Annotated in this window: 12 protein-coding genes and 1 pseudogene; 6 read left to right on the top strand and 7 right to left on the bottom strand. The window is 70.0% G+C overall.

The annotated features are described in order from the left end of the window. Positions 1-12 precede the first annotated feature (12 nt). From ACWDN5_RS25840 to ACWDN5_RS25810, 7 genes are all read right to left on the bottom strand, one after another. Positions 13-1,407 carry an SMP-30/gluconolactonase/LRE family protein gene (locus ACWDN5_RS25840; protein ID WP_449678066.1) on the bottom strand — a complete coding sequence of 465 codons (1,395 nt, stop codon included), beginning with the start codon at positions 1,405-1,407 and terminating at the stop codon, positions 13-15. Next, the gene (locus ACWDN5_RS25835) at positions 1,404-3,254 is read right to left on the bottom strand and encodes a ricin-type beta-trefoil lectin domain protein (protein ID WP_449678065.1); all 1,851 of its coding nucleotides are present in this window, start codon (positions 3,252-3,254) and stop codon (positions 1,404-1,406) included. Before ACWDN5_RS25835 ends, ACWDN5_RS25840 begins: the two co-directional genes overlap by 4 nt. 181 nt (positions 3,255-3,435) lie before the next feature. Then, complete coding sequence (locus ACWDN5_RS25830; RefSeq protein ID WP_449678064.1) at positions 3,436-4,452, bottom strand: SLAC1 family transporter; 1,017 nt, start codon at positions 4,450-4,452, stop codon at positions 3,436-3,438. A gap of 104 nt (positions 4,453-4,556) precedes the next feature. Beyond that, on the bottom strand, positions 4,557-5,264 hold the full coding sequence (locus ACWDN5_RS25825; protein WP_449678063.1) for an alpha/beta fold hydrolase: 708 nt from the start codon (positions 5,262-5,264) through the stop codon (positions 4,557-4,559). 124 nt (positions 5,265-5,388) lie between these two features. Next, positions 5,389-6,231 carry an alpha/beta hydrolase gene (locus ACWDN5_RS25820; protein ID WP_449678062.1) on the bottom strand — a complete coding sequence of 281 codons (843 nt, stop codon included), beginning with the start codon at positions 6,229-6,231 and terminating at the stop codon, positions 5,389-5,391. Positions 6,232-6,358: 127 nt separating this feature from the next. Next, positions 6,359-6,811 carry a hypothetical protein gene (locus ACWDN5_RS25815; protein ID WP_449678061.1) on the bottom strand — a complete coding sequence of 151 codons (453 nt, stop codon included), beginning with the start codon at positions 6,809-6,811 and terminating at the stop codon, positions 6,359-6,361. 39 nt (positions 6,812-6,850) lie between these two features. Next, entirely contained in the window at positions 6,851-9,613 is a 2,763-nt protein-coding gene (locus tag ACWDN5_RS25810; protein ID WP_449678060.1) for an AAA family ATPase, read from the bottom strand. 408 nt (positions 9,614-10,021) lie between these two features. Here ACWDN5_RS25810 and ACWDN5_RS25805 point away from each other — a divergent pair, with 408 nt between their 5' ends. The 6 genes and pseudogenes from ACWDN5_RS25805 (at position 10,022) to ACWDN5_RS25780 (ending at position 14,343) form a co-directional block, all read left to right on the top strand. Continuing rightward, positions 10,022-10,426: a (4Fe-4S)-binding protein gene (locus ACWDN5_RS25805; RefSeq protein WP_449678059.1), complete on the top strand. Its 405-nt coding sequence runs from the start codon at positions 10,022-10,024 to the stop codon at positions 10,424-10,426. Positions 10,427-10,568: 142 nt separating this feature from the next. After that, positions 10,569-11,189, top strand: a pseudogene (locus ACWDN5_RS25800) (NADPH-dependent F420 reductase); the annotation flags it as partial. Continuing rightward, on the top strand, positions 11,189-11,533 hold the full coding sequence (locus ACWDN5_RS25795; protein WP_449678058.1) for a UBP-type zinc finger domain-containing protein: 345 nt from the start codon (positions 11,189-11,191) through the stop codon (positions 11,531-11,533). The pseudogene ACWDN5_RS25800 and the gene ACWDN5_RS25795, both read left to right, overlap by 1 nt. Before the next feature lie 78 nt (positions 11,534-11,611). Then, the gene (locus tag ACWDN5_RS25790) at positions 11,612-12,154 is read left to right on the top strand and encodes a hypothetical protein (protein ID WP_449678057.1); all 543 of its coding nucleotides are present in this window, start codon (positions 11,612-11,614) and stop codon (positions 12,152-12,154) included. A gap of 689 nt (positions 12,155-12,843) precedes the next feature. After that, positions 12,844-13,032, top strand: coding sequence for an excisionase family DNA-binding protein (locus tag ACWDN5_RS25785; RefSeq protein ID WP_449678056.1), 189 nt, complete (start codon positions 12,844-12,846; stop codon positions 13,030-13,032). Between the two features lie 69 nt (positions 13,033-13,101). Further along, positions 13,102-14,343, top strand: a complete 1,242-nt coding sequence (locus ACWDN5_RS25780) for a tyrosine-type recombinase/integrase (protein ID WP_449678055.1) — start codon at positions 13,102-13,104, stop codon at positions 14,341-14,343. The last annotated feature ends 109 nt before the right edge of the window (positions 14,344-14,452 follow it).

Genomic DNA, 14,452 nt, shown 5'->3' with positions numbered 1-14,452 from the left:
TCTCGAACGGGCTCAATAGGGCCAGCCCGGTACGTTCAGCTGGATGCTGTAGAGCGCGAAGTTTCCGCTGTCGCCGCCGCCGGACGGTATGCCGGAGGTGATGTACAGCGTTTTCCCGTCCGGGCCACCGAAGGCGGCGTTGGTGGCGTTCGGCCCGGCGGAGATCGTGCCGAGCGACTGCCCGGACGGGGAGTAGACGTGGACGATTCCGTCGCCGTAGGTCACCTGGTAGACGTTGCCCGCGCAGTCGACCGTGCCGCCGTCGGTGCCCGCCAGTGACGCGAAGTCGGTGCGGGGGCCGGTACTGCCGTCGGCGTTCACCGGGTAGCGGTAGATCCTGCCGGTGGCGTTTCCGCCCACGTACAGCGTTGTCCCGTCCGGGGACAGCTCGATCCCGTTCGGCTCGCGGATCGTGTCGTCGATCAGCGAGACGACGCCGTCGCGCACCCGGAAGACGCTGGTCTTGCCGCCCATCTCGTCCGGGCGGTCGGCGCGCTGGAAGTCGGGGTCGGTGAAGTAGACGGTGCCGTCCGGGCCCTGGGTGAGGTCGTTCGGCGAGTTGAACCGCCGGCCCTGGTAGCCGGCCGCGACCGTGGTCCGCTGTCCGGTCGCCAGGTCGTACGCGGAGACGGTGCGTTGGTCGTGGGTGGCCGCGAGGATGGACTTGCCGTCGCGGCTGAGCGCGAGCCCGTTGCTTCCCGCGTTCGGGATCACCGTGGTGAAAGTTCCCGTCGCGGGGGTGTAGCGCAGTATGTCCGATGGCTGGACGTTCTCCTCGCCTGTCCCGTTGTGCATGTTCGTCAGCAGCAGGCTCTGGGTTGCCTTGTCCCAGGTCGGTCCCTCCAGGAAGTTGTAGCCGTCGCGGATCTTGACCGCGGTGAGGTGTCCTGATGGCAGCGGTGGCCCGAAGGGCCCCTCCGGGCAGAAACCGGTCGCGGGGACGGTCGTGCCGCCCGGCAGCGTCCACCGCTGGTTCGTCCCGCCGGTGCAGGTCCACAGCTGCAGCAGCGTGCCGTCTGCCGAGGACACTCCGGTGGCGTCCAGGCACTTCCCGGATGCGGTGTTGACGAGGACGCCGTTCTGAGACTTCCATTGCTGGGCGCCGGTGCCGTTGCAGTCGTAGATCTGGACTGCCGCGCCGTCGGCGCGGGAACCGCCGGCCACGTCGAGGCACGTGCCGGATGCCGCGGTGATCGTGCCGTCGGAGCGGGTCGTCCACTGCTGTGCCGTGCCGCCGGTGCACGACCACAGCTGCACCCGCGTGCCGTTGGTGCCGGCCGGGACGTCGAGGCACTTGCCGCCGATGCCGGTGATGGCGCCGGTGCTCGCCTCCGCGGCCGGGGCGGCGATCGCCACCCCGGCCAGGCAGAGGACCGCTACGGCGATCCGTCCGAAGTGGGCCTTCACGCGGGGACCGTCCAGCGCTGGTTCGGGCCGCCGGTGCAGGTCCAGATCTGCACCTTGGTGCCGTTGGCCGTGCCGCCGCCGGTGACGTCGAGGCACTTGCCGCTGCCGGCGTTGACCAGTGAGCCGTTCGCGCCGGTCGACCACTTCTGGTTCGGGCCGCCGAAGCAGTCCCACAGCTGGACCGCCGTGCCGTCGGCGGTGCCGCTGCCGGTGACGTCGAGGCACTTGCCGAGGCCGCGGACCGTTCCGTCGGTGCCCAGAGTCCACTGCTGGTTTGGGCCGGACGTGCAGTCCCACAGCTGCGGCCGGTTGCCGTTGACGGTGGAGCCGTCGGTGACGTCGAGGCACTTGCCCAGAGCCGAGAGTGTGCCGGTGCGCCCAGTCGGCGGTGGGGTGGTGCCACCGGTGCCGGGCCAGGTGAACGTGGCCATCGAGCCGCCGGGCAGGGAGTAGCCGAAGGACTGGCCGCCGTAGGAGACCTGGAAGTTCTGCGTGCCGCCGCTGTTGAATGCGACGAGGACGATCGTGCCGTCGGGGTTGCGGAAGGCGACGTTCTGGATGCCGCCGTCGCCGTAGCCGGTGGAGTCGATCCGCACGGCGCCGGGCTGGACGAACTTGCTGAGGTGGCCGAGGACATAGTACTCGGCGTTGTAGGTGACGTTCGATCCGTTGGTGGTGACGACGCCGGTGCAGTTGGTGCAGCTGCCGATGACCGGGCCGTGGTTGCCGTCCAGGGCCAGGTTCCACAGCGCCACGGACTTGGCCCAGTTGCGAGTGGCGCCGATGGCGAGGTTGATCCCGTGCCAGCGCAACGTGTCCCGGAATGTGCTGGCGTCGTCGCCGGAGGAGGTGCCGGAGCACTCGGTGAAGAAGATGTCCTTGTTCGGCTGGGCGTTGTGCACGACCGACTGCCAGTTCGGGGTGTCACCGCCGTAGCAGTGCCAGGCGGAGCCGGCGACGTTGGTGCCGGCACCGTTGTTGACCTGCTGGGGGTAGTCGACGTCGTCCCAGTTGTGGTCGTAGCCGAGAATCTTGGCGTTCTGCCCGGCCGCCCGCAGCTTGGGTGCGAGGGTGTTGATGACGTTGACCTGCTGCCCCGAGGACATCGGCATGCCGGGGTAGCCGGGTGGGGAGAACTTGGGTTCGTTCTGCACACTCAGGTAGTCGATCGGCGCGCCGGCGGCGCCGTAGGCCTGGGTGAACTTGACCAGGTAGTCGGCGTAGGTGCCGATCTGGCTGTCGTTGAGGTTGCCGCCGATGAGGTTGTTGTTGTTCTTCATCCACGCCGGTGCGCTCCACGGCGTGGCCATGATGGATAGTTTCGGGTTCAAAGCCTTGGCCTGCTTGACCAATGGCAGGATGTAGGCGTTGTCGTGGGCGACGGAGAACCGCGACAGGCTCGGGTCGGCGGCGCCGTCGTCGTAGGTGTAGAAGCTGCGCGAGAAGTCGGTCGCGCCGATGGGCTGGCGCAGGAAGCTCAGGCCCACGCCGGTGCTGGGGTTGAACAGGGCGTTCATGATCTCGTCGCGGCGTGGGGAGTTGGAGACGTTCCACGCGGCGGCGTCGGTGAACGACGCGCCGAACCCGACCATGGACTGGTAGGTGGAGTTCGGGTTCACGGTGATCACTGGGCCGCTGCCTCCGCCGCCGAAGGTGACGCTTCCCTGTTGCCGCAACAGGTTCGAGCGGTCAGCGGTGGTGAGCCAGACGTTGGCGGTGGTCGCGGCCTGCGCGATGCCGGCCGGTATCGCGAGCAGGGATCCCGCCGTGGTGGCACCGACGAGGGCCGTTGCGGCGGCCACCTTCCACCGCCGGCGTGGTGTCCGCCGGTGGTGATCGTCTGTCATCGAAGACATACCGCTCCTCGGAAGCTAGGGAGCGATCGCCGCACGGGTGCGCGGGATCGGCTCGTCTGCTGCCACAGTGGCGGCTGTCAGGCAGTGCGGGACAGCACCTCGTCGCGAGGCCGGCACCCACCCTGAGCCGGGCGGGTGATCGACTGATCGTAAAGATGGTTTACTTGAACTGTCAAGTGATCCGCGGGTGATCCGCCGCCCGGCGACTCGTCGTCCACACCGATCGGGCGGCGATGACGCCGATGACGATCGTGACGAACACCAGTAGTGCACCGGTGAGCGGGACCCAGCCGGCCGGCCGGACCAGCTCGAGCCACTCTTCGGCCAGCGCCACCGCGGCGGCCAGCGGGAAGGTGAAGGACCAGAACCCCAGAGTGAAGCGCAGTCTGCGGTAGCGCGGCACCATCGCGGCTTGCACCAGCACCAGCAGGACGCCGAGGCCGGCGATCGCCTGGGCGACGGGGTCGGCGACGTGCCCGTGCAGGGAGAACCAGGCGATTCCGGCGACCGCGGGTGGGGCCAGGAGGATCGCCGTGGTGGGAACGAGGGCGTCCGGCAAGGGGGAGCGGAACGTGAGGCGCAGGAGGACCATCGCCGTCAGGGTGATGGCGAAGAACGTCCCGACGCCGAACAGCGCCCACGCCAGACCGTGGTAGCCCACCACGTGCGCCACATCGGCGCCGACCAGTCCCGGCGCCACTGTCGGCAGCAGGTATCCCGGGTGCAGGGACTCGAGTTCGAGCCGTCCCACGAACCACGTGGCGAACAACCAGGCGGCGAGGAGTGCGGCGGCCGCCAAGGCGAGCAGGAACAACACACGTCCGCCGGCGGGTGACCACGTGAAGAGGTCCGCGGCGAGCAGCATCGCGGTGACCGGGGCCAACGCGGCGATAGGGCCTTGTGCGGGGTGCCGCAGTTGGCTGCTCAGCCGTTCGCCGCTGCGCGCGCCGCGGACAAGGTGGGCAATCAGCAGCGACATCCACGCGATCGCCGCGAGGGCCCAGAACGCTTGGGGGACCAGCCGTGGCAAGGCCAGGGCCGGGGCGGCTTCGGTCCATGCCTCGGCCAGGCCGGCGAGGCCGAAACCGATGGCCAACGTGGTCAGCGGCAGCCGCGCCGGTGCCGGGCGGGAGCCGGTAGTACGGGGGTGGTCAACGGGTATTGGCGGGGAATCCAGCGTGCTGGTCATGATGCTCTCCGAGTGCGACATCACCCCGTCCGGACCGCGGCATCGCGGCCCGGACGGGCCGGCACCGCAGGTAGCGGTGCGGTTGCGGGAACGAGGACGGGGGTTCAGGCGCCGGCCGCGCGCAGCACGAGATCGGCGACCTCGGCCGGGTGCGAGGCGAACACGGCGTGGGAGGCGCCTTCGATGCTGACGACCTCGCCCTTGGCCCGCTCGGCCATGAAGTGGTGGGCGGCGGCCGGGATGTTCTTGTCCGCCTCGGCGATCAGGAAGTAGCTCGGGATCCCGGCCCAGGCCTGCGGGCCGTCGGCGGCCTCGTTCAGCGCCGCGGCGGTGATCGGCCGCTGGGTGGCCGCCATGACCCGGGTCGTCTCCTCGGGCACGTCGGCGGCGAACTGCTGCCGGTAGAGCTCCTGGGCGACGTACATGTCCTGGTTGCCGTCGGGCAGCGGGACCGGGCGGAGCGTCTCGGCGAGGGTGCTGCCGGGGAACTGGCCGGACAGGTCCGCGGCGCTCTCGCCGGCTTCCGGGGCGAAGGCCGCGATGTAGACCAGGGCCGTGACGTTGTCGGTGCCCGTGGCGGCCTTGCTGATGACCATTCCGCCGTAGGAGTGGCCGACCAGGACGACCGGGCCGTCGATGGTGTCGACCAGGGCGCGCAGCTGGGCCGCGTCGTAGGCCACCGAGCGCAGCGGGTTGGCCGCCGCGACGACGCGGTGTCCCGCGGCCTGCAGGCGCTCGACGACCGGACCCCAGCCGCCGGACTCGGCGAACGCGCCGTGCGACAGGACGATGGTCGGCTTGGTGGTGGCCATGGTTTCCTCCGTGAGGATCGGGGTTTTCGTTCGTGCTGATGGAAACCATGGTTGTCCGGACGGCGGGGGAGCAGCGCCCGTCAGATGACCGTGACCGTGACGGTCGCCGGGTGACCAGTCGCCGTCAGGGGAGGTCGGCGAGGAGTTCGGCGACGCGGCCGGGGACGGACAGGAACGCCGAGTGCGACGCGGTGAGCTCGATGACCGTCGTGGGGTTCGCGGGGAAGGCCGCGTCGGCCTGGCTGATGAACAGCCGCTGCAGCGGAGCCGGGATGGTGCGGTCCTCGGTGCACACCACGTAGGTGCGGGGCAGCGATCCCCAGCCGTGCTCGGTGAGTTCCGTGCTGTCGGTGACCATCGCCAGTGGCGCGTCGCAACTCAGCAGCGCGGTCGCGGCCGCCGCGGTCGGCGGCTCGACGTCGCCGTAGAAGGCCTCGCGGATGGCGTCCTGGACCGCGGGGTCGGGACTGCGGGGGTCGATCCGCAGCGCGCCCGTGGCGGCCGGGTCCCCGACCAGCAGCGGCATGAACCGGTTGCTGCTGCCCTCGGGCAGGGACGGGTAGGCCAGGCAGGGAGTGTTCGTGGCCGGCATGTAGGCGGCGAGGTACACCAGGTGGGCGACGAGGCCCGGCTCCCGCTCGGCCGCCCTCGTCAGCACCGCGCCGCCCATGCTGTGGGTCACCACCGACACCGGGTTGCCCCGGCCGGCGCGGGACAGCTGGGCGATCAGCAGGTCGGCGGCGGCGTCGAGCCCGATCCCGGCGACCGGTGACGGCTCGGTGGCGAAGGCCGCCGGGTCGAACGGGCGGCGGTTCGCCGCGACCGGGGCTTTCGCCAGCAGCCCGTGCGCCGCCATGTCGACCGCGACCGCCGCGCGGCCACGCGCGGCGAGCTCGGCGACGACGTCCGTCCACGCCCACGAGCCGTGGTAGAAGCCGTGCAGCAGGACGATCGGCGCATCCGCCATGGGCCCACACCTCCGAAACGGTTCAGCACCGGACGATACGGGAGCCGGAACGCGGACAGGCGGGTCGCTCACCGTGGTGAGTGACCCGCCTGTCTCCGGACCGGCGTGCGGAGAACCCGGTACCCCGTCACGGCTCGGGCGGCAGCGTGTCGAGCCAGCCGCGCGTCAGCTCGGCCCGGCCGGTGGGCAGCAGGGCCGCCAAGCCGCGGGACGCCTCCTCGAAGATCACCAGGGCGCCCCCGCCGGGGTCCTCCAGCAGCAGCCACGACTGGTAGAAGCTCAGCTGGTCGCCGACCGCGGCCCAGCCGAACCGGGTCGGCGGGACGAACTCGCCGACGATCCCGTCGAAGGTGTGCGGTGGGGACACGACCACGAACCGGCTGCCGACGGCCAGGTCGCCGGCGATTTCGGTGCGGTCCACCGCGCGCTGCCACTTCGGCCACTCCTCGACGGCGGCCAGCTTCGCGAAGACCACGCCCGTGGGCGCGGAGGTCCGGCGCCGGTGGTGGACGAAGCTGTCGCACCGGTCCGGCCCCCAGCCGGGGGGCCAGTGGATCCCGGGATGCGGGTCTGGGTTCATACGTCCAGGGTCACCGCGCCCGCCCGGCGACAGCACCCGTCACATGACTGTCGTGTCCACCCGCTCGTCCTGCTCGTAGGCGGTCAGCGCGTCCCGCAGCGCGGCACGCGAGGTGATGCCCAGCTTGGGGAAGATCTTGTACAGGTGGTCGCCGACGGTCCGGTGGGAGATGAACAGCTTCTGCCCGATCTGCTTGTTGGTCAGGCCGGCGCCGGCGAGCTCGGCGATTTCGCGTTCCTGCGGGGTCAGCTCGGCCCGGCCCTCGGGCGCCGACCGGCGGGTCAGGCCAGTCGCGCGCAGCTCGTTGGCGGCGCGGTCGCGCCACGGGTCCGCGCCGAGTGCCGCCAGCGCGTCGTGGGCGAGGGTCAGCTGTTCGCGCGCCGCGCCGGTGTCCCGCAGCCGGCGCAGCCGCACGCCGTACGCGAGGCGCACCCGGGCCACGTCGAACGGCCACTGGTCCGGGTTCGGGATCGCCAAGGCCGCGTCGAACAACGCGCGGGCGTCGTCGTCCTCGGCCGCCAGCGCGCCGGCCGCGGCGCTCAGCAGACCCAGCCGGGGCGACACGGTGTCCAGGTGAGCTTCGCGAAGGGTGGCGGCGTGCGCGGCCGCCTCGGCGCGGCGTCCCGTGTGCAAGGCGGCGTCGACGAGGTCGAAGCCGGCCCACAGCGCGGTGGGCCGGTACGGCGCGAGCTGCCCGGCCGGGCTGAGCCGGGTCGCGTGGTGGTAGGCGGATTCGTGGTCGCCGGCGGCGATGTCGGCGAGGGTGCGCGCCTGCAGAGCGAAGTAAGTGACGCCCGCGGCCTGGTGGGCGCCGGCCCAGCGGATCGTGTCGTCGGTCAGCTGCCGGGCGGCCTCGACCCGGCCTCGCGCGGCCGCGACGAGCGCGTGCACCCAGTCGAAGTACCAGCGGAAGAACCGGAACCCGTGTTCGGCGCACACGACGAGTCCCTCGTCGGCCCACTCACCGGCCTCGGTCCAGCGGCCACCGTGGAAGGCGTCGAGCGCCAGGTGGATCAGCGCGCCGAGGTGCCGCCGGGCCGAGCCCTTGCCCTGCCGGCGGGTTTCGGCCAGCCGACGTTCCGGGGCACGCAGGCGGTGCAGCCGGTCGGCGAACAGCGCGGCGGTGCCGATCCGGACAAGCTGGGTCGGTTCCGGGTCGGTGCCCACGGAGTCGATCAAGCCGTCGAGGGTGGCGATGTCTTCGGCGGAGGCGCGGGCGGGGTCGGTGAAGATGACCGCGTTCACCCGGGTCACCGGGGTCGGCGCCGGTTTCAGCCGGTCGACCAGCGCCCGGTACGCCTGCCCGGCTTCCTCGGTGCCCACCCACCAGCTGATCAGCATCAGGCTGTGCATGGCCTCGGCCAGGACGGGGTCGTTCGCGTCGAAGCCGTGTTCGCCGGCCTCGATCGCCCCGGCCAGCAGCCGGTGGGCCGTCGTCACGTCGCTCTCGGAGTTGATCAGCAGGTGCGCGGCGGCCGCGGCGGCGTGCAGCGAGTGGGTCTCGAGGGATCCGGTGCGCTGTGCGTCGCCCAGCAGCCTGCTCGCGGTGGCCATCTCCCCGCCGGCTTCCGCGCCGATGTAGGCGGCTTCGGCCAGGCGGCGGCTCAGGTCGGCGGCCGCGGGGCTGAGCTCGGCCGCGCGGGTCAGCGCGGTGACGGCGCCGAGGGCGTCACCCTGGCGGAGCAGGGCCCGGGCGGTGTCCTCCAGCTGCCCGGCGATCTGTTCGTCCGGACCGACCGCGGATTCGGCGAGGTGCCGGACCCGCCGCTCCGGGGTATCGACGACGGCGGCCAGCGCGCCGTGTGCCCAGCGCCGGTCCCGTTCCGAGGCCGCCTCCACGACGGCCGCGCCGATCAGCGGGTGGCGGAAGCTCGGCCGCCCGCCGCTGAGGTGCACCAGCCGGCTCTCCTCCGCCGGGGCGAGGTCGTCGAGGTCGCAGGCGCTGCCGCCCGCCGTGCGCAGGCGCGCCGGGTCGGTGGTGCCGCCGAGCGCGCCAAGCAGCAGCATCAGCCGGCACCGCTGCGGCAGGTCGCGCACCCGGGAGGTGAACATCGCCTGGAGCCGCTCGGACAGGGGCAGGACCGCGGGGAGCGCGGTGAAGTCGGTGCGCTGGTCACCGTCCAAGGCGGACGGCAGTTCCAGCAGGGCCAGCGGGTTGCCGGCCGCTTCGGCGAGCAGCCGTTGCCGCACCGCGGGCGCCAAGTCGGGAAACCGGCGGTCGACCAGGGTCCGGGCCGCGGCGGTCGGCAGCGGCGGCAAGACGACCTCGGTCAGCCCGCTGTTGCGGAAGAACCCACGCTCCGCGGACCGGCAGGCCGCCAGGAACACGATCGGGCTGCCGACCAGGCGGCGGGCCACGAAGCCGAGCACCTCGGCACTGGCGCGGTCCACCCAGTGGAGGTCGTCGACGACGAGCAGGATCGGGTTTTCGGCCGCGGCGGCGCGCAGGCACAGCAAGGCGGCATTGGACACGACGAGCCGGTCGGGGACCTGGCCGATCTCGAAGCCGAGCGCGCACCGCAGGGCGGTGCGCTGTCCGGGGTCGAGGGTCGTCATCTCGTCGCCGAGCGGGAACATCAGCTGGTTCAGCGTGGAGTAGTTGACGTCGGCCTCGAACTGCACGCCGGCGGCCCGCAGGACGCGAACGCCGCGCTGGGCCTCGCCGTCGGCGAATTCGTCGAGCACCGCTGTCTTGCCGACGCCGGCGTCGCCGACCACCAGCACGGCCCCGCCCCGCACGCCCGCGCCGTCGAAGAAGTCCCGCAGGGACGTGATGTCGTGCTCTCGGCCGATCAGCTCCACCGGTCGATCCTCCAAAAGTACGGCGGCTTCGGCAAGGGGGCTCGTTCGTGACATCCACTTGCTCGCGACGCCGGCGGTCACAGCACCGACAACCGGGTCGGCGGGATCCAGCACGTGCCTCCGTCTCCAGCCTCGCCGGACCTCGGCGCCCGCCTCGACCACGGCGAGTCGCGCTGACGCCGCGGAGTCACTGCGAGCGCCGCCGAACCTGCGCCGACAGCTCCCGCCCAGGCAGCCTGTCGAAGCCGGGCTGGTCAGCGCTGTCCGCCACCGGCCGAACCTGGCTCTGCGTGATCTCCGTGTACTACACTCGCCACAATACATGAACCTTCACGCGATGAACCGAGGGATGATCATGTCCCCTTGTGACGACCACGCTCGCCGGCGGCACCTCGGCGCGACGCCGCGATGAGTCACCCGACGCCCAAGTCCTACAGCGGATCCGACATCACTGTCAGCTTCGACGGCAGCCGCTGCCTCCATTTCGCCGAGTGCCTGCGCGGGCTGCCGGCCGTGTTCGACGTCCAAGCGCGCCCCTGGATCACCCCGGACAACGCCGAGGCTGACGCAGTCGCCGAGGTGGTGGAACGCTGCCCCAGCGGCGCGTTGCGCTACACACGACGTGACGGCACCGACGAACGTGCACCCGATCCGACTGTCGTGACCGCGACCGACCACGGCCCAATCCTTATCCGCGGCAACCTTGTCCTGACCGGCGCCGACGGCGAGCCTCACCAGGACACACGTATGGCACTGTGCGCGTGCGGTCGGTCGACAAGACGTCCCTTCTGCGACAACGCGTGCCACCGCTGAGGGCATCCGGTAGCCGCACCGCGAGTGAACCTCCCTCCCGGTCGACGCTGGACTGAAGTCCCCGCGGGCGCACGACCGTCGTGCTCCGGTCATATGACTGGTGTGAGCGCCACCTTCCTCCTGACAACATCGGTGGTGTCCGAAAGAGACGAGGGAGAGGACGGGGATGCAGGTCGGGATTCTGGGAGCGGGTGCGATCGGCTCGGCGTTCGCGCGCCGCCTGGCCACAGGCGGCCACGAAGCGATCTTGAGTAACAGCCGAGCGCCCGAGACGCTCGCCGGTGTGGTAGCCGAGATTGGCCCCGGGGTGGTCGCCGGTACCCGTTTCGACGCCGGGCGAGCGGAGATCGTGGTGCTCGCCGTACCCCGGGATCAGGTCACCGCAGTGCTCAACGACCTGACGGACTGGGACGGGCGCATCCTGGTGGACGCCACCAACGACTTCGCCGCGCCGCCGCTCAGGCCCGGGCAGGTCACCTCCAGCGAACACGTTGCCGCGCTTGCTCCTGGCGCACGCGTTCTCAAGGCCCTGAACCATCTGTTCGCGGCCGATCTCGCGGCAGATCCCCGGCAGGCGGGCGGACGACGGGTGCTGTTCGTCTCGGGTGACGACGATGCGGCAAAGAAAGCGTTCATCGCTGTGCTGGACGACCTCGGGTACGCACCGATCGACCTGGGCGGACTGGCCGAAGGCGGCAGGCTGCACCAAGCACGCGGAGGACCGCTGGTCGGCCAGAGCCTCGTCAGCTTGGCAGCCGAGTGATGGAAGGCATCGACGCGAGTCAGGCTCCGAGCGGCACCGGGTGCGTGGAGTGCGAGCAGACGCAGAGCTGGTGGTTCCACCTACGGCGCTGCGCGCAGTGCGGGCACGTGGGCTGCTGCGACTCGTCGCCAGGACAACACGCCAGCAGGCACGCTGCGCAGACCGGACATCGATTCGTGCGGAGCTTCGAGCCGGGGGAAGAATGGTTCTGGGACTACAAGGTACAAGTGATGTTCGAGCGCGGTCCCGAGCTCAGCGGACCGCCGCACCATCCATTGGACCAGCCCGCACCGGGCCCAGCCGGCAGAGTCCCGACCGACTGGATCGACCAGCTGCACCAGTGAAGGAGCCGGGTAAGGCGGCGTTACCGGCGGTGACCTTGCGGAGGTCCGGCGCAGGGAATTGCGGTCGGCACGGTCAGCGTGGCTGTTCGATCGACGTTGCCGGTGATCCGGTTCCGCAGCCACGAGAGCCTGCGGCGACCGGACGACGCTCGGCACGAGGCCCTGGAGAAGGCGTTGTTGGAGATGGCTGAGTCTGCGGAGGAAGCCGCCGACGAGGGCTGGCTCACGGGCGACGGCGACCGGGATCGTCCGGCTGAAGCAGCCGAGGCTGCACAGGGCGTACTGGAGAACCAGGTCGCGCGTGCCCGAGCGGAGGGCATCGTCAACGACGCGCGCGGGCTGGCGCTCCTCGCTGAGCAGGACGTCGCCGCCCAATTGCTTTCCGCCGCGCGAGCGACGGCGTGGGCTGCTGCGCAGGCCGGCGACCGTGCTGGCATGGATGCCGCCCGGGAGCGGGTGATTGCGGTCCAGGCCACGTTCGCCAGGGTGACAGCCGAGGCAGTGCAGGAAGTAAACGGAATTCCTGAGACGCAGCGCGAGCGGGTGGCGGAACTTATCGTGCAGTTCCGCCGCGCCTGGGTGGCAATGGACGCCGACCCCGACACACGTCGACCCGGTTAGCAGCACGGGGTACAGCCGGAGTTGGTGTCCAGGTCCGCGCCTGCCTCGGACACAGGGGGCAGGTGCCAGCTTCGTACTTGCAACGCGACCTTATGCCCCAAAAGGTTGTTGACGCCGGGGCAGCGGCCAAGTCGACTGCGGCCGTGGTGCCGGCTGACCGTTATCTGGGCCGGCGCCTGCGCAGGCCAGAAGCAACGACCTCAGCCGGTGCTAGCCCATGCCGACTCAACCACGCAGAACTCTGGGGACCGGTCGTCGTGGTCCGTGCATCTGGATGCCGGCGGGCGGTCTGTGGCCGGGAATTTCACCGTTGGGGTCAACGCCTCGTTGGCCTCATTCAGGTGCGGGAGGTTGTTGTGGCGTGGGTGGAGCAGTGTGGCAGCAGGTCGTGGCGGGTGAGGTATCGACGGCAAGGTTTCGGTGTTCGTTCGGTGTCGGATTTGGCTCGCGGCGTGATGCTGTGGCTTATGCCGCCGGGTTGGAGGTGGATCGGCGTCGGCGGGTGTGGATCGATCCGGCCGACAGCGCGGTGACGGTCGCTGAGTGGACAGGGCGGTGGTTCCGGTCGCTGGATCTGGATCCGCGGACGGCTTGTACACGTCCGCCTCGTGGACGCACCACCAGAACGAAGACCCGGAGTGTCGTGCCGTCGCGGCCATGTGGTGGCCGAAATTAAGGAGATACTTGCCATGAATGAGGAGCCACTGTCGCGGCGCGCCTGGACGCCGCGGGAAGTCGCGACACAACTGGGAATTCCTTACGAGACAGTGCTCGGCTTGATTCATAAAGGCAGTATCAAGTCCCTGAGGGCAGGGCGCTATTACCTGGTGCCTGATTTCGAATTAGACCGCTACCTGCACTCGTGTCAAGGATGCTAGCGTCAACGTCGATCAACAATTCGCAGCGTTCGAATAGTCTCGTGCGTGGGTCTCTGAAGGAGTTCTGCTGTGGGCAGGTTGTCGACACCGATCGGCGCCTACGGCGTCATCGCGGTCGAGAAGCTCCCCAAAACCAAGAGGCAGGGTGTGCGCTACCGCGCGAGTACCTACTTCAGGAAAAGCGACGGCACCCTGCAGCGAGTGCGCCGACAGGCGGTCGGCAAAGACCTGGCCATTAAGCGGCTGAAGGAAGCTCTCGGCGACCTCACGACGAAGTCGACCGACGGAGAAATAAGCCGGTCGACCCGCTTCGAGAAAGTAATCACTCTGTACCTTGATGAGTTGGAAGACGAGGCAAGCCTGGGAAATTTCTCCCCGACTTCCGTCCGGCTCTACCGCAGTGTGCTCAAGAACTGGGCGGCTCCGCCGCTGGGGCAGCTGCAGTGCTACGAGGTAAACGTCACCCGCTGCAGCAAGGTGATCAGAGAGGCCCGAAGGAAGAAGAGCTACGACACCGCGAAAACCCTGAAGGCCGCGATGTCGGGCGCGTGCGACTACGCGGTCAGGCACGGGGCTATGGAGGAGAATCCGGTCCGCAAGATCGGCCGGATGACGCGCAACGGCGACCAGAAGAAAGTGGAAGCGCTCACCTTCGAACAGCGCGTCGACCTTCTCGCGAAGCTACGCGCGTACGCCCTGACCCGCCAAACCGACGCCCGCGGCCGACCCCTCGGCCCCCGCGGCCAGCTCTGGCTGGACCTGGCCGACCTGATGGAGATCATGCTCGCCACCGGCGTCCGGATCGGCGAAGCTTTAGCGGTCTTGGGCACCGACATCGACCTCGACGCCAAGACTGTGGCGGCGACCCACCACATTATCCGCGTCGCTGGAGCCGGTCTGGTCCGCCGTCCTCAGCGCAAGGGCAACCAGGACGAGCTCATCCTCGGCATACCAGCGTGGGCCCTGCCGGTTCTGCGTCGACGCAAAGTCGCGGCTGGGGACGAACCGATCTTCGCCTCGTTCGCCGGCGGCTTCCTCGACCCGTCGAACGTCATCAACCGGCTCAGCGAGGCGGTGACCGCGGTGGGGTACGAGTGGGTCACCAGCCACGTGTTCCGCAAGACGGTCGGCACCGTCCTCGACGAAGCGGGCCTGCCGACCACAGCGATCGCCGACCAATTGGGCAACAGCCGGCAGGTCGCCGAGCGCCACTACCGCAAGCGCCGCGTCGCCAACACGGATAATCTCGCTGCACTCGAGGGCATGCTGCCTGATGCCAGCAGCTCGTCGGCCCGCGAACGTCTCACATAGGGTTCTTAGCGACTTTGTCTCGGCAGATCATGTCTCTTACGCACAAGTGGTATCGGTCTTAAGCGTCATCGCACCGACTTGGCTCTGGACGCACCAGGCCTTAGTAAGC

The organism is Amycolatopsis sp. NPDC003731, from assembly GCF_053586895.1.
The sequence above is the reverse complement of the archived record's forward strand: the minus strand, read 5'-3'. Positions and strand labels throughout refer to the sequence as shown.